Here is a 26,785-nt window from a genome sequence, read left to right as displayed (position 1 = left end):
TTATTTCTCTCCACGAATTCGGGCTCACCGGCTCTGAGCAGCTGCTGTTTTGTGAAAGGATAATAAGGTATATCGCTTCTGGCCTTATGTTCTTGTTTAACTTCCTTTGGATCGAACACTCTGCCATTTGAAAATCCATCTTCGTCAATATGGAGTTGCTTACAATAAGCATTCGAATCATGCATAACGAAATAATAATCCCTTAAATCGACCGGTTCGTTCATGTGATTTTCCACCATTTCAACCAATTTGGGACTGTTTAACGTTCCATAATAATACAAAATGCCTCTAGTAAGTTTAATCCACATCGTATTCCTTTTCACATTTGCTCTGACTTTAATATTATTTTTCAAGGCCAAAATCGGTTCGATAAGTTCTTCCGGTACAGCCAATACTTGTTTTCCTTCAAAAGTTCCAGTGTAAATCAAACCGGTACGACGTAAATATCTGATTTGTTCAACCTGTATATCCTCCTCAGTTGTGACTATAAACCCACCATTTTCTGCAATATTTGTCAGCAATTTAAAACGATCTGTGTCCCATAATTGACAAACACGCTCCAATTTATCCGGAATCGTTTCCTGCAACAGGTTTATCAGCTCAGCTTTTTTCAAACTGCTCGCATTTTTTATATCCAAATAACTTCTTATATCAGCAAGCTCATCTTTCGTATAATTATTCAAGCCTTCATGCAGGTTAAAAGGGACTTTTATATTTTTCCAATGCTTTTTATATTGCTTTTTTTCCATCTCAGCTCTATGTTCCTTCATCCCTGCTAACATATTTTTCATAGTTAATTCCATGTCTTCATCAAATTTATCGACCATAATATCACCCGCCTCTTCTTTACTCTATTATAATAGAGAGACTTTCGCGGAACAAGGGGACAGGGATAGGATCATCCTCCCATTATTCTTCCAGTTCCCGGGGACAGTGTACCCCTGAAAGAAAAGACAACACCCCCGCTTATAGGCAAGTTGTCTTTCATTAAAAAATTATTTCATGGGATCTATCGCATCTTTAATAGCTGTTGCTCCTTTCACTACCTGAAATTCCTTTCCGATCGATTTATCATTTTCGAGACTGGCGAGAATCGTTCTTGCTATATCCTCTCTTGGCACTTCGTCTCTATTTACTTCAGGAGCTGCATTTACCATTCCTGTTCCTTCGTCATTTGTTAATAACCCCGGATGTATAATCGTATAGTCCAGATCGGTTGCTTTTAACCATTCATCTGCATAATGTTTGGCAACGACGTATGGTGAAAAATTTTCATTTGCCTCCTGAATAGCTCTGCGGGTTGTATCAAATGAACTAATCATGACAAACCGTTTCACACCTGCAGTTTTAGCAGCTTCTATCGTTTTTACAGCCCCGTCCAAATCAATCATAAGGGTTTTGTCTTTTCCTGTATTTCCACCTGAACCTGCAGTAAATACGACCGTATCGACTCCCTCAGCTGCCTTTTCAATTACATCGACGTCATCCTCCAGATCCACTACAGCAGTTTCTGCGCCTAAACCTTCAAAGAAGGAAGCCTGCTCTTGTTTACGAATCATCGCTCTTGCTTCCATGCTGTCACTTCCCTGTATAAATCGAACCAGATGCTTTCCAATCTGACCATTTGCTCCAACTACAAGCACTTTCATTATAATCCACCCTTTCTATAATTCTGCTTGGGACGAGAACCTGTCCCTCCGTTCCTTTAGAATACTAAATATGACAGAAAATTTAAAGGATAAGGTTTCAGTATGAAATATCGTTGACAATTGTCTATAACAACTTTATCCCTTTCGGCAAGAAGACTCCATCTGAATTGTGTTTCGGGCCAGCCCAACAATTCAGGTGGAGATGAATTGTTGTCAGTCCGTAGGCTGAAAACTTCTCTTGTATTTACTTTTTTGCGAACAAAAATTCGCCTAATCATTTGTCCAATGATATAATAGTCATAGATAAGGATTTATATGATAATGAAATTAAACAATAGGTGGTGCGCCTATCGAAACAATCCGTACATACATTGAGTATCAAATAACGAAGTAATCCTATTTGACTCGCTGAGAAAGGTGGTGAACATAATGGCTAGAAAGAAAGCCGTTAAAGTATTGCGTAAACAAAAGAAATCCGAAAACATTCAACGGTTCACGCAGAAACAGAATATTGGACGTAGTAGGTTGACGGCTAAAGAATTCCGTCTGCTCCAACGTATGTCGCACAGTTCAAAAGCGTTGCGTAATGTTGGATTATATGCGATGAAACAAAACTATTTAAACAACGGTAAGATTCCGAACGCAAAAGAAGTTGACGCTGCAATGCGAGCTGATGTTAACTATTGGGCCGTTCAATCAAACTCCGCTCAAGCAATTCGCAGAACGTTGTATGCAGAAGCGAAAAGCTTTTTTGAAGCGCTTAAAAAATGGAAGGAAAGCCCGGAGGAATTCACGGGTCGTCCTAAATTTCCGAAGTATTCTCACGCTACGGACAAACGTATCATTGAAATCTACCAAGTTCCAAAAGTGGATAAAGACGGATATTGGGCTATTCCAATGAATGTGGCATTTAGAAAACGTTTCGGTTCTATTAACATTCGTATGCCTAAAAACTTGTTGAACAGGAAAATCTCATACATTGAAATCGTACCTAAGCAAAAAGGTCGGTTCTTTGAGGTGCATTACATTTATGAAATGCAAGTCCCTCAGATGAAGAAACAACCAACGACAACTACGAACGCTTTGAGTTGCGATTTAGGTGTAGACCTAATGATGAGTTGTGCAACAAACCATGGTGATACGTTCTTGATTGATGGCAAAAAGCTCAAGTCCATCAACCAATACTTCAACAAAACGATAAGCAATCTGCAAGCGGAAAATTTCGAAAACGGCATATCTAAACGCATTGTAACGAACCGTATGGCGACACTTTGGTACAAACGTGAAAATCAAATCAATGGTTATATCTCACAGGCTGTAGGATTGCTATTTAAAAAAGTAAACGCATTCAACATTGATACGATTGTTGTCGGTTACAACACTGGTTGGAAGCAAGCGTCCCGTATAGGGAAAAAGAGCAATCAGAAATTTGTTCAAATTCCATTTTATAAGCTGATTGCTGCAATCGAAAACAAATGTTTGAAAGAGGGTATTCGTTTCGTGAAGCAAGAAGAAAGCTATACATCACAAGCCAGTTTCCTAGACAAAGATACAATCCCTGTTTGGTCGAAAAATGATAAATCCAACTACACATTCCGTGGTAAACGTATCAATCGTGGTCTGTATCGAAGCAAAACTGGACAATGTATTCACGCTGACATTAACGGGGCATTGAATATTTTGCGTAAATCGGAAATTGTTGAATTGGACGAAGATCTTAACGTTAAAACGCCAATTAAATTGGAAGTACAAAAACGTAAAGCTGTTGCTTAGCGCATAGCTTAGTGGGTGCGTCAACCATCCATGTGTACTCGACTTGTCGGGGCTTGTAGCACACGCCAGAGCAATCTGAGTGGTGGCTTTTTCTATAAGAAGAACTACCCTTTTTCGGAAGAGTGGTGCAAGTGGGAAAACGATAGTTCGTCGTCAGTACCAACCAAAAACAGTGTTTGGGGAGTGCTTAGCGGTGCTTGTTATTCAGAGCGTCAAATCGTCTAAAGCATGTAGCGAGGAGACCTGAGTAGCTAACCCAAGCCCCCACTGAAAGGGGAACTGCAAGGTCCTCAGTGGGGGTATGTTGACCCATGATGAAAAAGAGGGATATCTATTTTTTGATCATGAAGGAAATCCAGTTAATTATGAAATCCCATGTGTTCTTTCCCAAATGGAATTGGCGGATGGACAAATAAAGCTGAATGGTAATTTACAAATTAATGGAGATCCTTTAACAGAAGCGGATATGGAATTTTTAAAGAAGGAAATGGCGAATGGCAATTAAATTACCGATCACCTGGGACCCTGGAATCTCCTATCCGCAAAAAAGGATTATTTCCATCGTACCCGGACTTACAGACATCCTATATTCACTAAATAATTAAGCAGCATCCATCGTTAGGATGCTGCTTTTTTCTATTCACTTAAAAGGAAAACGCCTTTTAATTCGGTTAAATTAATATAACTTTCGTCGCACACAAAAGAAAGCACTGCACCTCATGCAGCGCCCCACGATTTATTTTCCACCAAGGTCCCCGTACTGATCTCTCAATGCTCGCTTCATAACCTTCCCACTCGGATTCTTAGGTAGCTCATCCGTAAAATCCACGCGTTTTGGAACCTTAAATTTCGATAACTTTCCTTTACAAAAATCAATCACTTCGTCTTCCGACAGCGTGGCCCCTTCTTTTAAAATAATAATCGCTGTAACCGCTTCAACCCAGTACGTATCCGGAATACTGACAACCGCAACTTCAGACACACCATCCAGCTGATAAATTGCTTCCTCAACCTCTCTGCTGGATACATTTACCCCACCTGTATTTATCATATCTTTCTTCCGGTCAACAATGGTTACATAGCCTTCGTCATCCATCACACCTAAATCCCCGCTATGGAGCCAGCCATTTTTAAAGGCTTGAGCCGTTTTCTCCGGGTCATGCAAATATCCCTTCATCGCATGCGGTGTTCGATGAACAATTTCACCTATTTCACCGCGGGAGACCTCGATATCCTCATCATCCACAATTTTCGTCTGTACATTTAATGTCGCAACCCCTGCTGAACCGAGCTTACGCAATTGGTCTTCAGGTTGAAGCGCTGTCGCGAGTGGGGCAACTTCTGTTTGTCCATAGAAATTCCAGAAACGTGCGTTAGGTAAGCGCTCCGCAAGTTCTTTTAAGATTTCCCTTGGCATAATTGCCGCTCCATAATAGCATTTTTCCAATGTTGATAAATCACGTTTTTCAAAATCCGGATGACGAAGCAGCCCAATCCACACTGTCGGCGGGCAAAATAGTTGCGTCGCTCCTTCTTCTTCAATTGTTTTCAAAATCAGCTCAGGACTTGCAGCGCCCAGAATGATCCCACTTGAACCGACATATACACTTGGACCAAGAAACACATGAAGCTGTGCACTATGATAAAACGGCAATGCATGAATCGCTACATCAGCTGGATCCATTTTCCCGTCAACAATAGAACTCACATATTCGCTAATAATACTCTTATGGGAAAGCATCACGCCTTTTGGCCGCGATTCCGTACCACTTGTATACAACACTTGAGCAAGGTCATCGTCAGCAATTTCCGCATCAACAAAATCTGTTGGCTGACCGGTGCGCGCGGTAGCTAATGGTGTCCATTCGGTGAGCTCACCAACATAGGCAGCAGAAACTTCCATCAAATAGCGATGTTTTATGTCCAATCTCCCAGCTGAATGATCAAGTAAAGAAGCATATTCCTTAGAGGCAATGAATCCGCTAACTTCGGCGTGCTCCAAAATATACTGAACATCTTCTGTTGTAAGCATATAGTTGATTGGGATCATGACCGCGCCAATGCGTGCCAGGGCAAAATTCACCACAACAAAATCCAAGCTGTTTTTAGACATAACTGTTATCATATCGCCTTTTTTCATCCCATTCATTTGAAAAGCATGTGCCGTCTGGTTAACCATGTTATCCAGTTCCGCATAATTAAGGCGTTGCTCATTGTAAGCGAATGCAAATTTATCCGGCATTCGATCTCGGGTTCTTGCCAGTAAATCCCCTAATGTATTACGACCTGCCCTTTCCAACATCTTGCCAAGCCCATCATGTACATTTGTTTCTCTGTTCATTCTCCCACTCCTCAAATGAATTTGGATGCGACTCATGTTGAATTTTCTTAGTTTAATTTTATTTCAGATAACGGTTAATAGCAAGCAACACCTTAGCCTATAACTTTTTTAAAAAAACTTGGTAAATAATACATAAACTGAAGGACCCTGTGACACTCTATGTACAGAGCATGTTAATCAGCTCAAAAAACTTTCATGGAGGTTATTTCATTATGGCACAACAAAATTCACAACAGCAGATTCAACAAGCTGCTCAGCAAGCTCAACAAGCACAGCAAGCTGTACAACAAGCACAGGCTAGTGCAGATCCACAACAACTTCAGCAAGCTCAACAGCAATTGCAGCAAGCTGAACAAGGATTGCAAAATGCGCAAAATCAAGCAGGAGCTACTGCACAACAAGATCCACAAATCCAGCAAGCTCAGCAACAGCTTCAACAAGCACGTCAGCAAGCAACACAAGCTCAACAACAGCAAAACAACCAACAACAATAATGTAAGGAAATTACATGTAGAGGATCGCCATACTGCGATCCTCTTGTTTTGTTTATAGAAAATCAGGAGCCCCTGCAACATATGCAAAGAATCCTGCTTATTTTACTCCACGAACACAACTCTTGTATTCCCAATCATATCATGCACACCTTGTTTTTCCGGTGTAAATGCTACCACAATATAGAGAAGTACCATAAAGGAAAACACCCGGTAAATAAACCTTCCTACCAATTCTCTGAAAAGAAGATCACTCCACTCTAGTGGTCGTAAGTCATTTCGGATAACTTTCAAACCGAATATCATTTTACCTATCGTCTGATTAAAAAACTTTGTCATCAACAAAAAGTATACATAAAAGATCACCGCTCCAAGGATACCTGTTAATGTCCAAAACCCAACATCGATAGAAGCACCATCGTTTATAAATTTAAACGGGCTAAGCAGGATGCCATTTATGCTGAAAATGACTATTAAATCAACCAAATACGCCCAAAAACGCATCCAGAAGCCAGCGTATCGCCTCGGTAAAGAGCTTGATGTTGCTTCCGTGGTATATTCAATTTCTTCTTCATTCATTTAGGCACCCCCTTATTTCGTATATAAATACATCGCACGCGGCGCATTGGATTCCCTTAACAGGTCCTTGATTCCAGTTACATCAGATTCAGAACCGAACAAATTCTGGACGGCTCCACCTAACCACTGGTTGACTTCAAAGCCCTGTTGATATTCAATAACGCGAGCATTACCTAAGTCATAGTCTTCCTTCATCATAGCAATTGTATCGTCCATCGTACCAAGGTCATCTACAAGTCCATTTTCTTGAGCCTGTGATCCAGTGTAAACTCGGCCATCGCTCAATTCCCGAACCTCTTCTTCAGGCATGTCACGTCCGTCGACAATAACTTGCACAAAATCCCCATACATATCATCAATCATCGACTGCAAAATGTCTCGTTCCTCATCCGTCATCTCACGTGAGGCTGACATAATATCCTTGTATTCACCGCTTTTAATCGTGTTAAAATCAATGCCATGTTCATCGGCAAATTCAGCAAAATTGAAACTCTCCATAATGACACCAATGGACCCGGTCAACGTTGCTTCATGTGCCACAATTTTTTCAGCCGGTGCTGCTACATAATAACCACCGGACGCTGCCGTATTACCCATCGATATATAAACGGGTTTCTCATATTCTTCATGTATTTCTACTATTTTGTCATGGATTTCCGCACTTTCAACAACACCCCCACCAGGTGTGTTCACGCGTAAAATAATTCCGTTCACCGTACGATCTTGTCCAGCTTCCTCGAGCATTTCCAAAAATCGTTGATGATTATACCCGCCTGAATCAAGCACTGAATTTGAAGCAGTATCCTGAATAACGCCTTCCAAATTTAATACAGCGATCTGATTATTTCCATTCCCTTCTTCAATTACACTTTCTTGAAATTTGTTATCCTGCTGAAAATTAAACATTTCCTCAAAGTCAGCTGTGACCACACTTGTCGCCATTCGAAAACCTAATGAAAACACAAGTAAAACCACCGCAACAATGAGCGCGATCCAACGTTTACTATTCATATGTAGCGTCTCCTTTATGTATGTGATAATAAAAATAATACACTATTTATCCATATTCTGTAAAACAGCCTTTAACTCCTTCAACTCTTCTTCCGTCATCGTCACCCCTTTCCCCATTTTCCCTTTCTCAGGTGCCCAGTCCCTTAAATCATATTTTGGTTCACGCCCGTTCCAGCTGACTAAATTCAACTCCTTCGTCCATCCCTTTGGTGATTCAGAAAGCACACCAATGTTTTCCTTAATTTCATACTTCAATTCCGCCATATTCATTCCTCCTTCATTAATTTGTCATCGATTATTAAATATATAGACAAATGGGATGATCATGAGAACGGTAGGTATCAGATACAGGAAAGATAATGCAATTGTACCTAGAATGATCGCTAGTCCTAGCCCAATTAAAGAAAAATCAGTTCGTTTATCAATTTGATAGCCACTAACGATGCCAATCACACCAGCCAAAGCACCCAAAAGTCCAATATTTCCAATTGTATAAGCATTATCCATCACAGCAAATAATTGAGCGGCTAAAGAAATCACAATTCCTAGTACCCCGCCAAGTATGGCTGTTTTTTTCAACATAAATACCTTCTTTCTAAAAGTATAACTTTCGCTTTCGCCTAACGGGTTTACTCCTTGGTGGGACATATCCATGTTCATAGATTCTTCCCTTAGTCATCTGACATTTTTCCAAAAAGAAATCCATGGAACCAGCCTGATATGCGGCGAGAGCCGTCATCAAAATTTTTGCCGCAACCCGAGCGTCTTCCAGTGCATGATGATGTTCAAATCGAATACCGTGATGGGACGCCAGTGTGTTTAGTTTATGATTGATCAAGTCTGGCCATACCCGTTTAGAAATATTTGCTGTACAAAGGTAGTCCATATTCGGATAGGTCAAATTAAAATAATCCAGCGTCTGCCTGAGCACACTCATATCAAAGCTGGCATTATGCGCAACGACGGTGTTTTGTGATAAATAGTTATACAGTGTCGGCCAAACCTGAGGAAATGTTGGTGCATCAGACACATCACTCTCCGTAATCCCATGGATATATGTATTAAATGAGGTAAATTCCATCAACGGATTAATTAAACTGTAAAATTCATCCAAAATCTCATTTTCATTGGCGACAACTACACCAATAGCACATGGACTGAAACGCTTTTCATTAGCCGTTTCGAAATCTATGGAAGCGAAATTCATATGTATAGCCCCTTTTGATGTTGCATTATATTTTCTATATTAACATTAATATGGACGATGGTGGACTTGATAATAAAAAAACACCGGATTCATAGCGAAAGAAATCGCTTATATGGAATCCGGCAGCATTATTCACCAATCTAATTTATGTACCCATATATTCCTGAAGCAATTCCACAAACCGATCGCCCAGCTCCTTTGTGGAAGCTTTTCCTCCAAGATCAGGAGTCAGTTGATTCGTTTCTGTGAGAAGCGTTTTAATAGTTGAAAGAATCGCTTCATCCCACCCGTCTTCCCCGAAAAAATCCATCATCTGACTGACAGACCAAATGGCTGCGATTGGATTTGCAATTCCTTTACCAGCTATATCAGGGGCAGACCCATGTACAGGCTCAAACATCGAGGGGTATTCTTTTTCCGGGTTCACATTTGCCCCTGTCGCTAGACCCAATCCACCAGTAATTCCAGCACCGATGTCTGTTAAAATATCACCGAAAAGATTGGATGTGACAACAACTTCAAAACGCTCCGGATCCTGAACGAAATATAAACTGGCAGCATCCACTAAATAGGAATATGTCTTTACATCCGGGTACTCTTTTCCAACCTCTTCAAACACCTCATCCCAAAAAACCATAGAATAATTTAAGGCATTGCCCTTACTCACACTCGTCAATGTTCTGTTTGTTCTACGTGCTTCCGCGTATGCATACCGTATGATCCGCTCCGTACCTTTCCTGGAAAAGACACCTGTCTGCAGGACAACCTCTTCCGGCTTATCCTTATATAGCCAGTCGCCTGCTCCTGAATACTCTCCCTCACTATTCTCACGGATCACCAGAAAATCAATATCTTTTTCCGTCTTAGATTTGAGTGGTGTTAGGGATGGATTCAAGAGTGTAATAGGTCTTAAGTTTACATATTGATCGAATCCTTTTCGGATCTGCAATAGGAGCTCCCGTAATGAAATATGGTCAGGCACCCCCGGATAACCAACAGCTCCCAAGTAAATAGCATCGAAACCTTTTAGTTGATCAATACCATCATCTTCCATCATTTTCCCATGCTTCAGGTAATACTCACATCCCCAAGGGAATTCCTGAAATGAAAAGGAAATCTCCGGATCTATTTTTTCAATCGCTTTTAAAACTTTCACACCTTCAGAAACGACTTCCGGCCCGATTCCGTCTCCTGGTATTAGTGCTACATTAAAATACTTCATTTTCACCCTCCTTGAAATCGTGTGATCACACATACACCCGCCTAATTCGCTCCGTTAAACTCGACACTACTTCATCTACAATACTATCCATCCAATCTGCAACGTTATAGGCTGAAATTTCATCTGTACCTTGCTTCCCAATTAAAATTACTTCATCGCCTTCCGCTACATTCGGTATTTCTGTTACATCAATCAATGTTTGATCAAGTGATATCGTTCCAACAATTTTTGCCCTACGTCCTCCAACAAGCATCTCACCCTTGTTAGATAATGCTCTACTGTAGCCGTCCCCATGTCCAATCGGCACAACAGCTATTTTTTCATATCCTGTTGTGACATAACTGCCACCATAGCCAACTGGCGTATTTGGAGGTAATTTGCGCACATGAATCAATTTTGACTTCAATTTCATGACAGGTTTTAAGGTGATAATATCTTTTTGACGCGATGCAGGGGATATCCAAATAAAGCAACACCCGGCCTTACCATTTCCAAATGAAGGTCCGGTCTTTCCATAGCAATCGTAGAACCACCAACATGGCGAATGGGAAACGTAAATCCTTGGTTCTTGAGATTTTCTACCACATCTAAAAATAAGTCAAACTGCTTTTCTGTTGTTTCCACGTCCCCCTCATCCGCACTGGAAAAATGCGTGTAAATACCCTCCCACCTGAGGCCAGGGAGGTTGTAGGCAGACTCACAAAATGGAATCACTTCATGCGACTCTAACCCAAACCGATGCAAGCCTGTATCTACTTTTAGATGTACCGGAATTGTTTTCTGTTGCTTTATTGCCGCTTCGCTGATCGCTCGCGCCAACCGATACGAAAATACCGAAGCTGTGAGCTCATAATGAACCACATCTTCTGCCTGCTCGGGAGTGATTGAGTTTAACACATGAATTGGGACATTGATTTCATTTGCGCGTAACAGTGCCCCTTCCTCAACGGTTGTAACACCAAGGCGATCTGCCCCGGCATGAACCGCCTCTTTCCCTACCTGAATCGTTCCATGTCCATAGGCATTTGTTTTTATTACCGCCATTAACATGCTGTTATTTACTATAATTTTGATATTAAGAATATTTTTATATAATGTAGCAAGATCTATTTCGGCAGTGGTTGGATGATAGGCGGATAATGTGGGTGTATAAAACAATATAGGATACCTCCTTCTATTATTATCTCCTCACTACGATGGAGGAGGTACCTATCATGTTTTTGCCAGTTCCCGGATAAGCGAGCGAAATTCCTCTAAAATGCGTAATGTGGTTGCACCTGGAACTCCAGCCCCGATTTTGTGATTGTCTATTTGTAAAATGGGTATAATATCCGATTTTGTTGCAGAGACAAATACTTCATCAGCAGCAAGCATTTCATCAACAGTAAATGTCTCTTCATTCACCTTGATATTCAGTGAATCACATAGTTCCAGTATTTTTTTTCGCGTAATCCCATTAAGGATATAATTATTTGCAGGATGGGTGTACAGCTGTCCGTCTTTTACGATAAACACATTCGATGCACTTGCCTCTGTTACAATATCATCTCGGTGCAGAATCGCTTCAACTGCATTATTTTCAACTGCTTTTTGCTTGGCTAGCACATTTGGAAGCAGGTTTAGTGTTTTAATGTCACAACGCAACCAGCGAATATCCTCTGTGAGCACAGCCGCTCCGCCTTTTTCCTCCAGGTCAGTCATTCGATTCTCTGCCCTTGTATACGCTACAGTGACCGGGGGTACATCTGAGTCCGGAAATTCATGCCACCGCGGGCCTGCACCTCTGGATACCTGCAAATAAATAATACCTTCATGAAGTTCATTAGCGACCACTAATTTCTCTAAACTTTTCTTGAACTCATCCATCTGATACGGAAAATTCAGTTGGATTTCATTCGCGCTTCGCTGTAGTCTCACCAAATGCTCATCCATCATAAATGGCTTTCCGTCATAAACACCAATGACTTCATAAACCCCATCACCAAATTGATAGCCACGATCCTCTATATTGACGACATTTTCCCTTTCCATGATTTGATCATTAAATAGCATTTTAGCCATTGTAGAACCTCCTCCTAATTAGAATGCCGTAGTCGGGTGGTCGAAAGCTGAAGTCGCTCCCGCGAACGCCGAACATCCAGTGCTGAAAGCTGTAGCCGAACCTGCGAACGCCGAACACTGAACTCTGAAAGCCGTAGCCGAGCCAACGAAAAGTTCCTATCTGCTCCATTTAAAAATCTGGAAATTTTGACAGATATTTATTCGCAATATCCATGATGACGGATGTATCAACACTGCAGCCACTAATAATAATCGCAACGTTCGACCCTAAAGGCGCCTTATCATGTAAAATGGCCCCGATCCCAGATGCCGCTGCTCCCTCAATGACTAAGCGATGCTTTTCCAGCATGAAGTTCATTCCTTCAGCGATTGGCTCTTCGCCAAGCAAAATAATTTCATCCACATATTGTTGAACCATTTTGAAGGTATACTGATTATTTTCACCAATTCCTCCTAGCAAACTATCAGCCAATGTATCCTGCTCCTGCACGACAACAGGTTTACCCTGCTTGATACTTTCATACATGGTAGCACCTCGAGCGGTCGATACTCCCAGAAGCTTAAGCTTAGGTTCCATAGATTTCAAAGCAACACCCATCCCGGAATGAAGCCCGCCACCTGAAAGCCCTCCAATAACAGTATCAAGTCCAGGCAAATCCTCCAGCAGTTCCAAGCCAATTGTACCCTGGCCCGCAATCACCTCAGAATCATCAAAAGGATGAATCACCGTTAAGCCATGTTCTTTTTCCAATTGATACGAATATTCCTGCGCGTCATCTTGGGACTGGCCAATAACTTCAATCTGCGCGCCCATATCCCGGATCAGGTCCACTTTCGCTTTCGGGACACGGCCTGAGATACAAATAACTGCTTTCATTCCTAGCTCTTTAGCAAGATAAGCGACACTCATCCCAAAATTACCAGTCGAAAATGTGGTCACACCACGTTTTTGTTGTTCCGGCGTCAAACTTAACATTTTATTGGCTGCTCCCCTAATTTTAAAGGAGCCGCTCACATTCAAATTTTCCAATTTTAAATAAATCGATGTTCCTGCGATTTCAGACAATGTAGGTGAAAAAATCAAAGGAGAGCTTTTTACGATTGGAGCGATCCGCTTATGCGCTGTTTGAACGTCTTTTAAAGTTATCGGTTGTATGTTGCGAGTCATGTTACACTCCCTCCGCTTCTTCCTTCATTAAATAACGTTTGGCTGTTTCGGCAATAATGCAGACACCAATTGGTAAAACTTTTTCATCAATATCAAACGTTGGTGTATGGAGATTCCGGGGAGAGGAAGCCCTGTCATCGATTGCACAACCAAGGAAAAACATCGCCCCCGGAACTTTTTCCGTCATATGAGCAAAGTCTTCTCCACCCAGACCAAACGGCGTGTTGCGTATATAAAAATCAGGATAAAGGTCGCGAATAGTACGGTCAATGAATCGATTAATGCCAGGATCATTTTCAAGTGCAGGGTCCTCACAGGAAATCTTCAACCTATAATCCCCGTTCCACACTTTTACGATTGAAAATGCCTTCTCCAGTTCCGCGTGCATAATTTTGCGAACATCCGGGTTATAGCTTCGAATCGTTCCTTTGATTTCGATTTCAGATGGAAGAACATTGCTGGCAGATCCGCTATGAATGGATCCAATACTGATTACCGCTGATTCAAGTGGAGACACCCGTCTTGCGGTAATTCCGTACACCGCATCCAACACTGGACTAAGCATCCAGATTGGGTCTGTCCCCTGATGTGGATAGGCCCCGTGCCCGCCTGTTCCAAAGATCTTTGCTTCAAAAACATCCACATTAGCCATACTGTATCCATCATGAACCAGCACCTCACCCACTGAATGCTCTGGACTCATATGAAGCGCGATGACAGTATCTACATCATCCAACACACCCGCTTGAATCATATACGGAGCCCCTGTAGAGCCATGTTCATCAGCACGTTCTTCCGCAGGCTGAAACAGGAATTTAATCGTTCCTTGAATTTCTCTATTCTGGAAGTATTCGCTCAACAGATGAGCTGTTCCGAGTCCAATCGCCGTATGCGCATCATGCCCGCAAGCATGCATTACCCCTTGGTTCTGCGATCGGTAGTCATGTGTATTCTCTTCCTGAATTGGCAATGCATCCATATCCGCACGTATCGCGAATGTAGGTCCTTCTCCGGAAGAAAGGGTGCCGACAACTGCGGTTGGATATCCCACGTCCCTTTGAACATGCATGCCTGGAATATTTTCCAGAATCCGGGCAACCATCCGGGACGTTTCTACTTCCTGAAAACTTAGTTCCGGATTCGCGTGAAGCTTGCGCCGCCACTCGACCAACTGCATGACCATTTCCTCTGCTTTTGCCTTTATTTCTTTATTCACTGCAACCAAATGAACGCCCCCTTTTGATCATCCGGACTCGAAAACTACTCCCTGTATGCAATGGCACTGATTTCCACATTAACCTCCAGCAACTGGCTACCAACTGTAATTCTTGCTGGCTTATTGGCCACATCTTTAAAAAATGCTTCATAAGCTTGATTGAATTCAGCCACTGTATCTTGATTTAAATCAGCCAAATGGCATGTTACGTACACGATATCATTGATAGTCCCATTTGCTTCTGCTAATACATGTTTAATATTTTCCAGACTCGCAGTTGTTTGCTCAGAAATGGTGTCTCCCGCTAAGTCACCGTTTGGATGAACACCATCCATGCCTGACACAAAGATAAAATTTTCGACGTTGACCCCTTGTGAATACGGTCCACTAGGTTGAGGAGCGTTCTTCGTTTGAATAATTTGTTTCATGGGCAGCCTCCTTTCAGGCATTACTCCATTCCAATTGCTACATACTGTGTTTCCAAAAACGCTTCGATTCCGTCATGGCCGCCTTCTCTGCCAATGCCGCTCTCTTTCATGCCACCGAAAGGAACTTGTGCAGCAGATGGAGCCCCTTCATTCCAGCCGACAATACCGAAGTTCAGCTGTTCAATAACACGAGTGCCTCTTCCAACACTCTCGGTAAATACGTAAGCTGCCAAGCCATATGGCGTGTCGTTCGCAAGTGCGATTGCTTCGTCTTGAGTTTCTACTTTTTGTACAGGAGCCACAGGGCCAAACGTTTCTTCCTGCATCATCACCATCGATGGATCTGCATCTCCAATTACAGTAGGAGTAAAAAAGACACCGCCATCGGTTGTTGATGCCTCTCCTCCAGTAACAATGGAAGCGCCCTTATCTATCGCATCCTGCACATGATGATTCACCTTTTCCAGGCCTGCCTTATTGATGAGAGGACCAACATCGACCGATTCATCCTCCCCATTTCCTACTTTCAGTTCATTTACTGCTTTCGCAAACTTTTCAACAAATTCATCATACACGCCTGACTGAACATACACCCGGTTAGCACAAATACATGTCTGCCCTGCGTTTCTGAATTTCGAAGCCATCACACCTTTAACGGCCACATCAACATTTGCATCATCTAGAACAATCAGCGGTGCGTGGCCACCGAGTTCCAGCGACAAATTCTTCACCGTATCAGCACTTTGTTTGATTAAAATTTTTCCTACTTCCGTGGAGCCCGTAAACGTTACTTTGCGAACCTTCTCACTTTCCATCACGGCTTTTGCAATTTTTGATGAAGACCCTGTAACCAGGTTAATGACACCTTTAGGGAATCCTGCTTCTTCACATAACTCCATCAATTTCATAGCAGTTAACGGGCTTTCACTTGACGGTTTAATCACAATCGTACAACCTGCGGCGAGTGCAGGCCCCATCTTGCGCGTCAACATAGCAGCCGGAAAATTCCATGGGGTAATTGCCGCAACGACGCCGATTGGCTTTTTCCATACTTGCAGGCGTTTACCTGAAACATGCGTTGGGATCGTTTCCCCGTAAACACGCTTAGCCTCCTCTGCAAACCATTCAATAAAGGAAGCAGCATATTTTACTTCTCCCCTTGATTCGTTAATCGGCTTACCCATCTCAATCGTCATCGTTCGCGCAAGATCTTCTTGATTTTCTAACATAAGCTCATGGAATCGTTTTAAATAGACAGCCCTGTCGTATGCAGTAAGATTCGACCACTCTCCAAAGGCATCATGGGCCGCGTCAATTGCCTGGTTGGCCTCATCTTCGCCACCCACAGGCACGGTGCCGACTATTTCATTCGTTGCCGGATTAGTAACATCCTGTGTCTTCAAATTTTCTCCAACGGATAATCCATTAATATGCATCAAATAGTTTTTCATCATTTGTTCTCCTCTCTGTGTTTAATGTAGGTAGCCGATGCCACACCCGGCGAATACACTAAGGGCGTGGCCTGCTTAGCTCTTGGTTATGATTATTTTGCGGTAACTGCCAGGACTGCTTCAATGGACTCTTCCAATATATCCAACCCTTCCTGCAACTGTTCGTCGGTTATAACGAGCGGCATCAGCAAGCGAATTACATTATCATAAACGCCCGCTTTAAGGGCTACAACGCCACGTCGATGCGCTTCTTTGAAAATCTGATCCGTTATTTGTTTATCAGGGATTTACTCACGCGATCTGTAACAAACTCCATCGCACACATGGCGCCGATGCCTCTCACATCACCAATCACGTCAAAACGAGCTTGCATTTGCTTGAATTTTGCCATGACCTGTTGACCAATTACGTCTGCGCGCCCGTTCAGGTTTTCCTTCTCCATCACATCCAGCACCGCAAGCCCGGCACGGCAGCCAAGTGGACTTCCACAATATGTTCCACCCAGTTCACCGGCACCAGCAGCATCCATAATTTCTTTTCGTCCAATCACACCACTAATCGGCAGTCCCGCAGCCATTGACTTGGAAACGGTAACTAAATCCGGTTCAACTCCGAAATGCTCCATGGCAAAATATTTCCCTGTACGTCCAAAGCCAGTTTGAATCTCGTCAGCTATGAGAAGAATGCCATATTTCCTGCATAATTCGCTTATCCCCTGCACAAATTTCTTATCCGGAATAATGAATCCGCTTTCTCCTTGAACAGGTTCCATAATAACAGCAGCGACCTGATCAGGAGCCACTTCTTTTATGAAAAAATCCTCCATTTCATTTAATAAAAACGCAGAGTACGCTTCTTCACTCATGGACTCCGGGCGGCGGTAGAAATAAGGATACGGGGCATGGTAAACCTCTGGTGCAAATGGACCATATTCATATTTAAATGGCTTCACCTTACCGGTTAAAGACATCGTCATTAACGTTCTGCCATGAAAACCACCGGAAAAAGAAACAACCGCTTGACGTTTCGTATATTTACGGGCAATTTTCACCGCATTTTCAATAGCCTCTGCCCCACTATTTAAAAACATCACTTTCTTTTCAAAATTTCCGGGAGAAAGTGAAGCAATTTTCTCTGCGAATTCAATATATGGGTCATACATCATGACATTAAAGCCGGTATGAATATAGCGGTCAATCTGATCATGCAATGCATCTGTTACTGTCTCATGGCTATGGCCTGCATTTATAGTCCCAATAGCACCGGCAAAATCGATAAAATCATTTCCGTCCACATCTTTTAGCAATGCACCTTTTGCTGAATCTACAAATGTTGGAATTCCGTAACTGACCGCATCCGGAACGATCGCGTGTCTCCTATCAAGTAACGCTTTTGCCTTTGGTCCCGGTAATTCCGTTTGTACGTTCGCAAATTTTTTACTCATATGTTTGGCCTCCCCAAATTTTATTTAACTCCGAGTAAGTTCTCCCCGACGTATGCTATGTGGTCTCTCACCCGTTCATGAACGGTTTGGGCATCCTTTGTTACTAAGGCGTCGTATAATTCTTTATGCTCCTCATAAAATACTTGAGGACTAGAATAATATTGATCAAGATGCACGAGATATGCTCGAATTTGCACTTGAATCGAGTCATAGATTTTGATAATCCTAGAATTGTCGCATAAACCCACGACATAACTATGGAATTGCATATCCAGGTCAAATAGCGCATTCCAATCTTTCCGGCCTACTTCCTCCTTCATTTGTTTAATAATTGCTTCCAGTTCCTGAAAATGTTGCTCCTTCAGATTAGGAAACGCATCCGTGAAGGCATGAGCCTCGATTAATGTTCGAAGTTCGATAATCTCTTTTAAATCCTTATTTGAAAACTGTGCAACATACGTACCTTTTCGTGCTTTACTTATCACAAGCCCTTCCTGTTCAAGAATCTTCAATGCTTCCCGGAGTGTACTCCGGCTGACATCAAACTGCTCTGCCAGCTCTACTTCCAGCAACCGCTCCCCGAAATCAAGCTCAGAATCCCATATTTGCTGTCTAAGTTGTTCCGCGATAAGCTCACTTAGCGGTTTTTGCAATATCACAGTATCATCATCCATATGTTGGAATCTCCTTTTATATTCATCATTTACAACGTAATGTTTTTTGCCGATTGTCGACATTATCTATATCCTCATCTTAAAACACCTATTTTCAATTGTCAATATATTTTTTGAATTATTTATTTTAAATTGACTTTTTTAATATTTATAGCTATTTTGATAGTAAGGGACGCGGGGACAGGAACCTTGTCCCCCCTTGTTCTCCTTCAGGTATTGGGACAAGGAACCTGTCCCTATGTCTTACTCTTAAAATGGAGGTCTGTAATTGAAAAAAATAATTGCTTATGAACGTGTAGAAAAGCCTGTTCTGGAATATTTACAGCAAAAATATGATGTTCAGTTTTTTAAAAATATAGACCCGAAAACTGACCCCGAATTCCTGGAACAATTAAATGAAGCGGACGGTATTATCGGATTGGATTTACCGGTTGATAACGAATTACTGGAAAAAGCCCCTAATCTAAAAATTGTAAGTAATGTCTCTGTTGGCTATAATAACCTCGATCTGGAGCAGTTAGCCACACGGAATATAATGGCCACCAATACACCAGGTATACTAACAGACACGGTGGCCGATACGATATTTGGCATTCTCATTGCCACAGCTAGACGCATACCTGAATTAGATCATTTTGTTAAAAATGGTGAGTGGCAGCAATCGATTGAATCGGAGCACTTCGGTACAGATGTTCACCATAAAACATTAGGAATCATTGGAATGGGACGGATTGGTCAAGCTATCGCGCAAAGGGCACATTTCGGTTTTGATATGGATATTGTCTATCATAGTCGTACACGAAAAACGGATGTGGAAGAGACATATAGCGCAACGTACGCCAGCCTTGACGAGTTGCTGTCTACGTCTGATTTTGTTTGTCTCATCACCCCATTAACACCTGAAACAGAGGGGATGATTGGCAAAAGAGAATTTGAGCTGATGAAGAAATCAGCTATTTTTGTTAACGGCTCTCGTGGTAAGACGGTTGTCGAACAAGACTTAATTGATGCACTTACAAATGGCGAAATAGCCGCAGCAGGCGTAGACGTATTTGAAAAAGAACCAACAGATCCTGACAATCCGCTCTTGAAAATGAAAAATACGGTCACCCTACCACATGTGGGCTCGTCCACACATGAGACAGAATTAAAGATGTCTGAACTTGCCGCAACTAATCTCGAAAAAGGATTAAATGGAGAGAAACCTACGAATTTGATCGATCCAGAAGTGTGGGCACAGCTACATAAAGGCAGCTAGAAGGCTGCCTTTACTCATTCACCTTAAGCTAACCGGATGTTTGGTTTCACGAAAAGTTCTTGTGGAAAGTTATTGAATAATTCAACTCCGGTTTCCGTCACCCGGAATGATTCACTAATCTCCATTCCGGCATAGCCTAAATCAATGGTTGGAATCATGTGAAAGGTCATATTCGGTTCGAGTACGGTGCGATCTCCTGGCCTGAGGCTTGCGGTATGCTCTCCCCAGTCCGGTGGATAATTAAGGCCCATGGAATAGCCAATCCGTGACTCTTTTTTAATCCCGTTTCTTTCAATCGACTGTCGCCATGCCAATTCAACTTCTTCACAAGTAATGCCTGGTTTCACAACATCAAGGGCAGTGTTAACCCCTTCCGTAACAACTTCACTCAAACGTTGTATCTCCTCATCTGCCGCTCCCACCACTGCTGTACGAGCAAGCGGAGCATGATAACGCTTATAACAGCCGGACAATTCAATAATCACAGGCTCGCCCGCATTAAAAACATCATCTGTCCACGTCAAATGACAAGCAGAAGTCTTTTCTCCCTTTGGCACTAGTGGAACAATGGCCGGGTAATCGCCACCAAATTCTTCGGTACCACTTATTTGAGCATGTGAGATTGCTGCAACAACATCACTTTCCCTAACCCCTTCATTTAAGATTTCAAAAGCCGCTTCCATCGCTTTTTCTGAAATCCTGGCTGCTTTTTTCATATAGTCAATTTCCTGATCCGATTTGATAATACGGATCCAATTGGCCAAATTTGTGCCATCCTTGAACTTCGCATCCGGCAGGCCTTTTGTTAGCTGAATATATGACTTTGCCGTAAAATAATAGGTGTCAAACTCCATCGCAACGGTCTTCTTATCCCACTTTCTCTCTTTTAAAAAGTCAGCTACAAAGTCCATCGGGTGCCTAATCGTTGATTGTACATAATGATCCGCATATGGGAAAATATGATCTTCATCCAGCCAACTGGTGTGCCTTGCTGCATTCGCATCCAATCCACGGCCTATCCAGTACGGCTGGTCTTCATCTATCATAACGATGAGCAACTGGTGAACATAAAACGACCATGCATCATAGCCACTTAAATAATTCATATTCGCCGGATCTGTCACTAACAAAATATCTATACCTTCAGCTGCCATCCGTTGCTTTGCTCTCTTCATTCGCTCATGAAACTCCAAAACAGGAAACCTTAACATTACCATCCCTTCCCCTCTTCCTAAATTTACACAGTTCAGCGCACCGCACTGTTCATGAATACAACCGTTTCGCAACACCCCTTTCACTATTTATTCTATGCAATCAAATTACATGTAAGATAAATTTGTTAATGGAAACGCTTACTTATTATATGATAAAACATCACCTAAGGGTGGCTTGTTTCGCAGAAAACTGCGCCTATTTTATAAGATCAATCCAGAACAATAGCCTTATTTATTTTATGTCTAATTATATATCTCGGAACAACTTCCCTTTTATGCCGATTGTCGACATTTATACTTACCACTATCATAATTCAGTCCATTATCATTTGTCAATAAACTAATTTCACAATTTAAAATTATTTATACCCTTGTCATTATTCGACAAAAACCGGGGCTGTACAGGCACTGTTCGGTCTCTGTTCGTATAGAAAAAGCCTTGCAGAGGTGTTACAATTCCTCTGCAAGGCTTAAGATTAAAGATGCTAGCTTACTTCTGACTCCAATTCTTCTGCTGGTAATACTTCGTTCATGCTGCCTGTGCGGTAGCCACGAAGGTCCAGTGATACATAGTTGAAGCCAAGTGACTCAAGTTTTAGCTGGATTTCCTCTCGATGTTCCAGTAATTTGGTTATTTCCTCTGAAGTCACTTCGATGCGAGCAACATCCTCATGGTGACGGACCCGTACCATATCAAATCCTAATTTCGTAATAAATTTCTCTGCCTGATCAACTTGATTGATTTTTTGCTTATCCAGTTTAATACCATAAGGAATTCTGGATGCCAAGCTGCATGATGCAGGCTTATTCCATACCGGTATATCAAGTTCTTTTGTAAGCGCTCGAACTTCCTGTTTATAAAGTCCCGCTTCTTGGAGGACACTACGCGCGCCCGCTTCTGTTCTTGCTTTCAAGCCAGGACGAAAATCATCCATGTCATCCATAATCATGCCATCCAGCACATTGTCATAGCCCATTTCCTCAGCGAGCCCATTCAAATGGGAATAAAGCAATTTTTTACTGTAATACCAACTTTCAGGGGTGTTAGCTACAATATTCGCATCTTCTAATTCTTTTATTTCTGTTTGATGAACACGCACACCCATTTTTTCTGCAAGTTTTACTGCACCTTCAAATTCTTCTTTACGGAATAATTCAGATGCAACGACAACCCCAAGTACATTATCTTCTCCAAGTTCCTGCTGGGCACGCTTTAATACCAACGTACTGTCAACTCCACCGGAAAAAGCTACGATAACCCGGTTCATTCCTGAAAGAATCTCACCCAGCTTGTTGTTTTTCTCCATTGTTGTTTTATTCATACTACCTCGCCTCACTTTTTATAAGATTTCCTTCATTTGGAAAAAATTAATTTGTAAATACAACCTTTTATTTCCTTCTCTTTTTCTATTATAACAGCCAACTAAAACCGTTTCCACAAAAAACTTGAATAGCAACCTATTTCCCACCTATTAAAATAGTTTTCAAATTTCTCCTTGACTTTCCAAAGATTCGATTGTAAAGTATTGTTTATCAATTAAATATACAACTTTCTTATCCAGAGAGGTGGAGGGACTGGCCCTTAGATACCTCGGCAACAGGCTTAACTTAAGTACTGTGCCAATTCCAGAAGTGTAATGCTTGAAGATAAGAAGAGTGACCAGCTTATGGCGTCAAACCTCTTCTTATATTAGGAAGAGGTTTTTTTGGGCTAATAAAATATAGAAAGAAGGAATGAACCATGTCAATCAAAGCACCATTCAAAGCAGATCATGTTGGAAGCTTACTTAGACCAAATAATTTACACGAAGCAAGGAAAAATTTTAAAGAAGGAAACATCACTGCTGAAAAGTTACGTGAAGTGGAAATAAGTGAGATTAAACGTATTGTTGATAAGCAAATAGAAATTGGCCTGCAAGCTGTTACCGATGGTGAGTTCAGACGCACCTGGTGGCATCTGGACTTCCTCGAGCATTTAAACGGATTTGAAGGATATGTTCCTGAGCATGGCTACAAATTTGAAGGAACAGAAACGGAAAAATATGAAGTCAAAAACACAGGGGAAATTTCCTTTAACACTGATCACCCTTTTGTAAAAGACTTTACCGAATTCAATGAAATTGTCGGTGGACGCGCTGTTGCAAAACAGACAATTCCAAGTCCAAATCAATTATTTAATCCAAGGATTCGAGATACATCCATTTATCCGGATATCGAGGACTATGCAAAAGATATCATTAAAGCATACCAGGACGCACTACAAGCATTTTACGAGGCTGGTGTCCGCTACTTGCAATTGGATGATGTATATATTGCCGGCCTCTCTGCACCTGATCTTCCGCCCAATGATATCGCCTATTCGAGAGAAGAATTAATCGACTTAGCATTACGTGTCATCAACGGTGTTTTAGAAGGAAAACCGGAGGACTTAACGGTGACAACACATTTATGCCGCGGTAACTATCAATCTACTTGGGCTTTTGAAGGCAGCTATGCGCATATCGCCCCAACATTACTGGCAAAAGAAAAAGTAGATGGATTTTTCCTGGAATATGATGATGATCGCTCCGGAGATTTTAAACCACTTCATCACATACCAAATGGCGGAGCTCAAGTCGTGCTTGGTGTAGTGACATCAAAAAATGGAGAGTTGGAAGATAAAAAAGCAATTAAAGCACGTATTAGAGAAGCTTCCGAGTACGTGCCATTAGAACAGTTAGCCCTAAGCCCACAATGTGGATTTGCCTCCACGCACCATGGGAATAAATTAACCGAAGAGCAGCAATGGGATAAATTGAAATTCATCGTGGATACAGCGAAAGAAATCTGGACATAAACAGTTATGCAAAGCCCCTTCTCATATTCATAGAGGAGCGGGCTGTTTTATTATTTTTTGCAAGGAGATGAACACATGACAGATAACAGCATAGAAACCAGGTTAGCACAATTGGGCAATAAAAGTGATGAAAAAACCGGCGCCATTAACCCACCGATATATTTAACAACAGCCTATCAGCACAAGGGACTTGGCCAGTCAACTGGCTATGACTACAGTCGCACCAAAAATCCTACCCGGTCTCTATTAGAGGAAGGTATTGCAGACCTTGAAAACGGGGACTCAGGATTTGCCTGCAGTTCTGGAATGGCAGCCATTCAATTGGTATGCTCCTTATTTCGTTCGGGTGATGAGCTGATTGTTCCGCAAGATATATATGGCGGTACATACCGGCTACTTGAGCATTATGAAAATGCCTATGGGATTCAAACCGTATACGCTGATCCGGGGGACATACAGGAAACAAAAAAAGTTATTACTCCTGAAACAAAAGCCATATTTATCGAGACACCGACAAATCCTTTAATGCAAGAATTTAATATCGCAGAAATTGCAGCACTTGCTCAGAAGCACAATATTTTATTTATAGTTGACAATAACTTTTTAACCCCTTATCTGCAGCGACCATTGGAACTCGGAGCTGATATTGTTATCCATAGTGCAACGAAATACATCGGAGGCCATAATGACGTGTTGGCAGGATTGGTTGCAGCAAAGGGAAAGGAAATTTGTGAAAAGCTATCCGTCATTCATAATACGTCAGGGGCAGTTCTTTCCCCTTTTGATTCATGGCTTTTAATTAGAGGGCTAAAAACACTTTCTCTCCGAATGGATAAACATGAAGCAAATACGAAAAAGCTAGCGGATTTTTTACATAGCCATTCGATGGTTACAGATGTTTTATACCCGGGTAAAGGCGGCATGCTGTCTTTTCGCCTTCGTGAAAGTAAATATGTCAATGCCTTTCTGCAAAACCTTCAAGTCATTACATTTGCGGAGAGTCTTGGAGGAGTGGAAAGCTTTATCACCTATCCTGCAACACAGACACATGCAGAAATTCCCGAAGCGGAGCGAACGGCGCGTGGTGTTGATAACAGGCTCTTAAGGTTTTCTGTTGGTATTGAACAAGCAGATGATCTGATTAAAGACTTAAAACAGGCATTTTCAACTTTAGGGAAGGAGCAAAAAAACGATGAGCGCGATTAGGGGGCCAAGTAAAGGTATGACGTTTTAAAATTTCCAACCATGGGAAAAGAATAGTAGATTATTATTCCTAATGGAGGTGTTTTAAAATGGCCAAAGAAATTATTGGATCCTATCCCTCTAAAGATGAAGCAGTGAACGTGGTAGAACGTTTAGAACTTAAAGGTTTTGTCGCTAAAAATATTACTATCTTCGCAAACAGCGACCATAAGAAGGAAATGGAAAAGCGTACCGATGTGAAGGTCAAAAGCGATGCCACTGAAAATGAAGATGATGAATCCTTTATGGATAAGGTGAAAAAGGTATTTACAGGGAACTCAGTTACGGATTCTCATATCGAATTACACGAGAAATTAGTAAATGCCGGCGTATCCGAACATCAAGCACAAAAATACTCAGATGAGATCGAGTCCGGAAATATTCTGGTGGTGGCAGATGATGAATTAAAAATGGGAAATGATGCAACGAGTGATACGGTAACACTGGAAGAAACAGCAATACGGCGAGATTAGGGGGGCCGCTCTGCTTTAATGCATTAGCGTAGTGAGGAAACCCCACAAAGAAGGCGAACAGTGCCAGGCACTGTTCGCCTTCTTTATGTCTACAGTATTTTCAAAAAGTGTTTATTTATGTATTTAAGGGGTCTTTCCCGCTCCGCTCTACCACTTTAACGTAGCAAGGAACAGATCTATAAAAATTTATATGTTTATTTCCGGAATAACTGCACATAATATCCATAATTCGGCAGTTTCTGCAGATTAAGGAGGAATAGTAGTGGCAGATGAAAAGGACGATAAGAATAAGAAACAATCAGAAATGTCCCGGCGGAAATTTATAAAAAATACCGGTTATGTAGCTGGTGGGGCAATAGGTGGCGGTATTCTCGGTTCACTCCTTGGTACCAATTTTCTGGATGGGAATGAGCAGCAAACGGCACCCGAATCTACAAACGGGCAACCTAATTATAACCGTGCTTTTATGCATTTTGACAGTGAAGCGGATTTTAATGTATTAAGTGCAGCAACGGAGCGAATTTTTCCTGAAGATGATAATGGTCCCGGTGCAATTGCATTAGGCGTTCCCTTTTTTATCGACCATCAGTTGGCAGGGGGATATGGGAATAATGATAGAGAGTATATGAGAGGGCCATTTTTCCCTGGATCCGATTTTCAAGGATATCAGACAAGATTAAAACGACGCGAAGTTTTTGATATGGGTATCCAAGCTATCGAACGAGAGAGCCAAGATGAATTTGGCGCTTCTTTTGTGGACCTTGAAGGCGAGCAGCAAGATGAGATATTGCAAAAATTCCAGGAAGATGAAGTAGACATGAAAGGTGTTACACCAACTACCTTCTTTGAATTACTGCGATCAGCAACACTGGAAGGCGCATATTCAGATCCCCTGTATGGCGGAAATAGCAATATGGAAGGCTGGGTAATGAAGGAATACCCTGGCACTTACATGAGTTACTTAAATGAAATTGAGGAAGAAGGATTTATTGAAAAAGAACCAAAAGCCTTGGGATCACACATGTCATCATAATATTGATTGGAGGA

General features: G+C 41.8%; 26 protein-coding genes, 1 pseudogene and 1 riboswitch. Of the genes and pseudogenes, 8 read left to right on the top strand and 19 right to left on the bottom strand.

Features of this window, described 5'->3' with window-relative positions; all coding sequences use genetic code 11:
* Nucleotides 1–995: 995 nt before the first annotated feature.
* Complete coding sequence (locus tag KFZ58_RS06325) at nt 996–1,649, bottom strand: SDR family oxidoreductase (protein WP_235793953.1); 654 nt, start codon at nt 1,647–1,649, stop codon at nt 996–998.
* A gap of 429 nt (nt 1,650–2,078) precedes the next feature.
* On the opposite strand from KFZ58_RS06325, the gene KFZ58_RS06320 reads away from it, so the two are divergent.
* Nucleotides 2,079–3,422, top strand: a complete 1,344-nt coding sequence (locus KFZ58_RS06320) for an RNA-guided endonuclease TnpB family protein (RefSeq protein ID WP_235793952.1) — start codon at nt 2,079–2,081, stop codon at nt 3,420–3,422.
* Between the two features lie 301 nt (nt 3,423–3,723).
* Nucleotides 3,724–3,927, top strand: coding sequence for a hypothetical protein (locus KFZ58_RS06315; RefSeq protein ID WP_235793951.1), 204 nt, complete (start codon nt 3,724–3,726; stop codon nt 3,925–3,927).
* A 231-nt stretch (nt 3,928–4,158) separates the two neighbouring features.
* Here KFZ58_RS06315 and KFZ58_RS06310 read toward each other — a convergent pair whose 3' ends face one another.
* A complete protein-coding gene (locus KFZ58_RS06310; RefSeq protein WP_235793950.1) occupies nt 4,159–5,763 on the bottom strand; it encodes a fatty acyl-CoA synthetase in 1,605 nt (534 codons plus the stop codon).
* Between the two features lie 212 nt (nt 5,764–5,975).
* On the opposite strand from KFZ58_RS06310, the gene KFZ58_RS06305 reads away from it, so the two are divergent.
* Nucleotides 5,976–6,257 carry a hypothetical protein gene (locus KFZ58_RS06305; protein ID WP_235793949.1) on the top strand — a complete coding sequence of 94 codons (282 nt, stop codon included), beginning with the start codon at nt 5,976–5,978 and terminating at the stop codon, nt 6,255–6,257.
* Nucleotides 6,258–6,359: 102 nt separating this feature from the next.
* Here the strand turns inward: KFZ58_RS06305 and KFZ58_RS06300 are convergent, their stop codons facing one another.
* The 15 genes and pseudogenes from KFZ58_RS06300 to KFZ58_RS06230 form a co-directional block, all read right to left on the bottom strand.
* The gene (locus tag KFZ58_RS06300) at nt 6,360–6,833 is read right to left on the bottom strand and encodes an RDD family protein (RefSeq protein ID WP_235793948.1); all 474 of its coding nucleotides are present in this window, start codon (nt 6,831–6,833) and stop codon (nt 6,360–6,362) included.
* Between the two features lie 12 nt (nt 6,834–6,845).
* Complete coding sequence (gene sppA, locus KFZ58_RS06295; protein ID WP_235793947.1) at nt 6,846–7,844, bottom strand: signal peptide peptidase SppA; 999 nt, start codon at nt 7,842–7,844, stop codon at nt 6,846–6,848.
* A 42-nt stretch (nt 7,845–7,886) separates the two neighbouring features.
* Complete coding sequence (locus KFZ58_RS06290; RefSeq protein WP_235793946.1) at nt 7,887–8,108, bottom strand: YdbC family protein; 222 nt, start codon at nt 8,106–8,108, stop codon at nt 7,887–7,889.
* A gap of 24 nt (nt 8,109–8,132) precedes the next feature.
* Nucleotides 8,133–8,426, bottom strand: a complete 294-nt coding sequence (locus KFZ58_RS06285) for a hypothetical protein (protein WP_235793945.1) — start codon at nt 8,424–8,426, stop codon at nt 8,133–8,135.
* Between the two features lie 13 nt (nt 8,427–8,439).
* Entirely contained in the window at nt 8,440–9,051 is a 612-nt protein-coding gene (locus KFZ58_RS06280; RefSeq protein WP_235793944.1) for a 3'-5' exonuclease, read from the bottom strand.
* A 145-nt stretch (nt 9,052–9,196) separates the two neighbouring features.
* The gene (locus KFZ58_RS06275) at nt 9,197–10,273 is read right to left on the bottom strand and encodes a tartrate dehydrogenase (RefSeq protein WP_235793943.1); all 1,077 of its coding nucleotides are present in this window, start codon (nt 10,271–10,273) and stop codon (nt 9,197–9,199) included.
* Nucleotides 10,274–10,298: 25 nt separating this feature from the next.
* Nucleotides 10,299–10,685, bottom strand: coding sequence for an alanine racemase C-terminal domain-containing protein (locus tag KFZ58_RS06270; protein ID WP_235793942.1), 387 nt, complete (start codon nt 10,683–10,685; stop codon nt 10,299–10,301).
* Nucleotides 10,686–10,693: 8 nt separating this feature from the next.
* Entirely contained in the window at nt 10,694–11,431 is a 738-nt protein-coding gene (gene alr / locus KFZ58_RS06265) for an alanine racemase (RefSeq protein ID WP_235793941.1), read from the bottom strand.
* 54 nt (nt 11,432–11,485) lie between these two features.
* Nucleotides 11,486–12,334 carry a D-amino-acid transaminase gene (gene dat / locus KFZ58_RS06260; RefSeq protein WP_235793940.1) on the bottom strand — a complete coding sequence of 283 codons (849 nt, stop codon included), beginning with the start codon at nt 12,332–12,334 and terminating at the stop codon, nt 11,486–11,488.
* Nucleotides 12,335–12,503: 169 nt separating this feature from the next.
* A complete protein-coding gene (locus tag KFZ58_RS06255; RefSeq protein ID WP_235793939.1) occupies nt 12,504–13,502 on the bottom strand; it encodes a pyridoxal-phosphate dependent enzyme in 999 nt (332 codons plus the stop codon).
* A gap of 1 nt (nt 13,503) precedes the next feature.
* Nucleotides 13,504–14,685 carry a M20 metallopeptidase family protein gene (locus KFZ58_RS06250; protein WP_235794684.1) on the bottom strand — a complete coding sequence of 394 codons (1,182 nt, stop codon included), beginning with the start codon at nt 14,683–14,685 and terminating at the stop codon, nt 13,504–13,506.
* Between the two features lie 77 nt (nt 14,686–14,762).
* Nucleotides 14,763–15,146 carry a RidA family protein gene (locus tag KFZ58_RS06245; RefSeq protein WP_235793938.1) on the bottom strand — a complete coding sequence of 128 codons (384 nt, stop codon included), beginning with the start codon at nt 15,144–15,146 and terminating at the stop codon, nt 14,763–14,765.
* Nucleotides 15,147–15,166: 20 nt separating this feature from the next.
* On the bottom strand, nt 15,167–16,597 hold the full coding sequence (locus tag KFZ58_RS06240) for an NAD-dependent succinate-semialdehyde dehydrogenase (RefSeq protein ID WP_304956821.1): 1,431 nt from the start codon (nt 16,595–16,597) through the stop codon (nt 15,167–15,169).
* Between the two features lie 92 nt (nt 16,598–16,689).
* Nucleotides 16,690–18,041, bottom strand: a pseudogene (gene gabT, locus KFZ58_RS06235) (4-aminobutyrate--2-oxoglutarate transaminase).
* A gap of 20 nt (nt 18,042–18,061) precedes the next feature.
* A complete protein-coding gene (locus tag KFZ58_RS06230; protein ID WP_235793937.1) occupies nt 18,062–18,778 on the bottom strand; it encodes a GntR family transcriptional regulator in 717 nt (238 codons plus the stop codon).
* A 205-nt stretch (nt 18,779–18,983) separates the two neighbouring features.
* On the opposite strand from KFZ58_RS06230, the gene KFZ58_RS06225 reads away from it, so the two are divergent.
* A complete protein-coding gene (locus KFZ58_RS06225) occupies nt 18,984–19,973 on the top strand; it encodes a 2-hydroxyacid dehydrogenase (RefSeq protein WP_235793936.1) in 990 nt (329 codons plus the stop codon).
* A 23-nt stretch (nt 19,974–19,996) separates the two neighbouring features.
* Here KFZ58_RS06225 and KFZ58_RS06220 read toward each other — a convergent pair whose 3' ends face one another.
* Together KFZ58_RS06220 and larE are read right to left on the bottom strand one after the other, a co-directional pair.
* On the bottom strand, nt 19,997–21,184 hold the full coding sequence (locus KFZ58_RS06220; RefSeq protein WP_235794682.1) for a M24 family metallopeptidase: 1,188 nt from the start codon (nt 21,182–21,184) through the stop codon (nt 19,997–19,999).
* A gap of 488 nt (nt 21,185–21,672) precedes the next feature.
* Complete coding sequence (gene larE, locus KFZ58_RS06215) at nt 21,673–22,509, bottom strand: ATP-dependent sacrificial sulfur transferase LarE (RefSeq protein ID WP_370642450.1); 837 nt, start codon at nt 22,507–22,509, stop codon at nt 21,673–21,675.
* Nucleotides 22,510–22,738: 229 nt separating this feature from the next.
* Nucleotides 22,739–22,841, top strand: a riboswitch (SAM riboswitch).
* Between the two features lie 87 nt (nt 22,842–22,928).
* Between larE and KFZ58_RS06210 the strand changes: the two genes are divergently transcribed.
* The 4 genes from KFZ58_RS06210 (at nt 22,929) to KFZ58_RS06195 (ending at nt 26,771) form a co-directional block, all read left to right on the top strand.
* Nucleotides 22,929–24,023, top strand: a complete 1,095-nt coding sequence (locus tag KFZ58_RS06210; protein ID WP_235793935.1) for a 5-methyltetrahydropteroyltriglutamate--homocysteine S-methyltransferase — start codon at nt 22,929–22,931, stop codon at nt 24,021–24,023.
* Nucleotides 24,024–24,098: 75 nt separating this feature from the next.
* Nucleotides 24,099–25,229 carry a methionine biosynthesis PLP-dependent protein gene (locus KFZ58_RS06205; protein ID WP_235793934.1) on the top strand — a complete coding sequence of 377 codons (1,131 nt, stop codon included), beginning with the start codon at nt 24,099–24,101 and terminating at the stop codon, nt 25,227–25,229.
* Between the two features lie 86 nt (nt 25,230–25,315).
* Entirely contained in the window at nt 25,316–25,738 is a 423-nt protein-coding gene (locus KFZ58_RS06200) for a general stress protein (protein ID WP_235793933.1), read from the top strand.
* 262 nt (nt 25,739–26,000) lie between these two features.
* Nucleotides 26,001–26,771 carry a gluconate 2-dehydrogenase subunit 3 family protein gene (locus KFZ58_RS06195; RefSeq protein ID WP_370642449.1) on the top strand — a complete coding sequence of 257 codons (771 nt, stop codon included), beginning with the start codon at nt 26,001–26,003 and terminating at the stop codon, nt 26,769–26,771.
* The last annotated feature ends 14 nt before the right edge of the window (nt 26,772–26,785 follow it).

This window comes from Virgibacillus sp. NKC19-16, from assembly GCF_021560035.1.
Lineage (GTDB): Bacteria > Bacillota > Bacilli > Bacillales > Amphibacillaceae > Virgibacillus_L > Virgibacillus_L salidurans.
This window is presented reverse-complemented; position numbering and strand designations above follow the sequence as displayed.

Coding starts and splice junctions, on each gene's coding strand:
- KFZ58_RS06325 (WP_235793953.1), bottom strand. CDS start 1,649: ATGAAAGTGCTTGTAGTTGGAGCAAATGGTCAGATTGGAAAGCATCTG.
- KFZ58_RS06320 (WP_235793952.1), top strand. CDS start 2,079: ATGGCTAGAAAGAAAGCCGTTAAAGTATTGCGTAAACAAAAGAAATCC.
- KFZ58_RS06315 (WP_235793951.1), top strand. CDS start 3,724: ATGTTGACCCATGATGAAAAAGAGGGATATCTATTTTTTGATCATGAA.
- KFZ58_RS06310 (WP_235793950.1), bottom strand. CDS start 5,763: ATGAACAGAGAAACAAATGTACATGATGGGCTTGGCAAGATGTTGGAA.
- KFZ58_RS06305 (WP_235793949.1), top strand. CDS start 5,976: ATGGCACAACAAAATTCACAACAGCAGATTCAACAAGCTGCTCAGCAA.
- KFZ58_RS06300 (WP_235793948.1), bottom strand. CDS start 6,833: ATGAATGAAGAAGAAATTGAATATACCACGGAAGCAACATCAAGCTCT.
- sppA (WP_235793947.1), bottom strand. CDS start 7,844: ATGAATAGTAAACGTTGGATCGCGCTCATTGTTGCGGTGGTTTTACTT.
- KFZ58_RS06290 (WP_235793946.1), bottom strand. CDS start 8,108: ATGGCGGAATTGAAGTATGAAATTAAGGAAAACATTGGTGTGCTTTCT.
- KFZ58_RS06285 (WP_235793945.1), bottom strand. CDS start 8,426: ATGTTGAAAAAAACAGCCATACTTGGCGGGGTACTAGGAATTGTGATT.
- KFZ58_RS06280 (WP_235793944.1), bottom strand. CDS start 9,051: ATGAATTTCGCTTCCATAGATTTCGAAACGGCTAATGAAAAGCGTTTC.
- KFZ58_RS06275 (WP_235793943.1), bottom strand. CDS start 10,273: ATGAAGTATTTTAATGTAGCACTAATACCAGGAGACGGAATCGGGCCG.
- KFZ58_RS06270 (WP_235793942.1), bottom strand. CDS start 10,685: ATGAAATTGAAGTCAAAATTGATTCATGTGCGCAAATTACCTCCAAAT.
- dat (WP_235793940.1), bottom strand. CDS start 12,334: ATGGCTAAAATGCTATTTAATGATCAAATCATGGAAAGGGAAAATGTC.
- KFZ58_RS06255 (WP_235793939.1), bottom strand. CDS start 13,502: ATGACTCGCAACATACAACCGATAACTTTAAAAGACGTTCAAACAGCG.
- KFZ58_RS06250 (WP_235794684.1), bottom strand. CDS start 14,685: ATGGTCATGCAGTTGGTCGAGTGGCGGCGCAAGCTTCACGCGAATCCG.
- KFZ58_RS06245 (WP_235793938.1), bottom strand. CDS start 15,146: ATGAAACAAATTATTCAAACGAAGAACGCTCCTCAACCTAGTGGACCG.
- KFZ58_RS06240 (WP_304956821.1), bottom strand. CDS start 16,597: ATGAAAAACTATTTGATGCATATTAATGGATTATCCGTTGGAGAAAAT.
- KFZ58_RS06230 (WP_235793937.1), bottom strand. CDS start 18,778: ATGTCGACAATCGGCAAAAAACATTACGTTGTAAATGATGAATATAAA.
- KFZ58_RS06220 (WP_235794682.1), bottom strand. CDS start 21,184: ATGTTAAGGTTTCCTGTTTTGGAGTTTCATGAGCGAATGAAGAGAGCA.
- larE (WP_370642450.1), bottom strand. CDS start 22,509: ATGAATAAAACAACAATGGAGAAAAACAACAAGCTGGGTGAGATTCTT.
- KFZ58_RS06210 (WP_235793935.1), top strand. CDS start 22,929: ATGTCAATCAAAGCACCATTCAAAGCAGATCATGTTGGAAGCTTACTT.
- KFZ58_RS06205 (WP_235793934.1), top strand. CDS start 24,099: ATGACAGATAACAGCATAGAAACCAGGTTAGCACAATTGGGCAATAAA.
- KFZ58_RS06200 (WP_235793933.1), top strand. CDS start 25,316: ATGGCCAAAGAAATTATTGGATCCTATCCCTCTAAAGATGAAGCAGTG.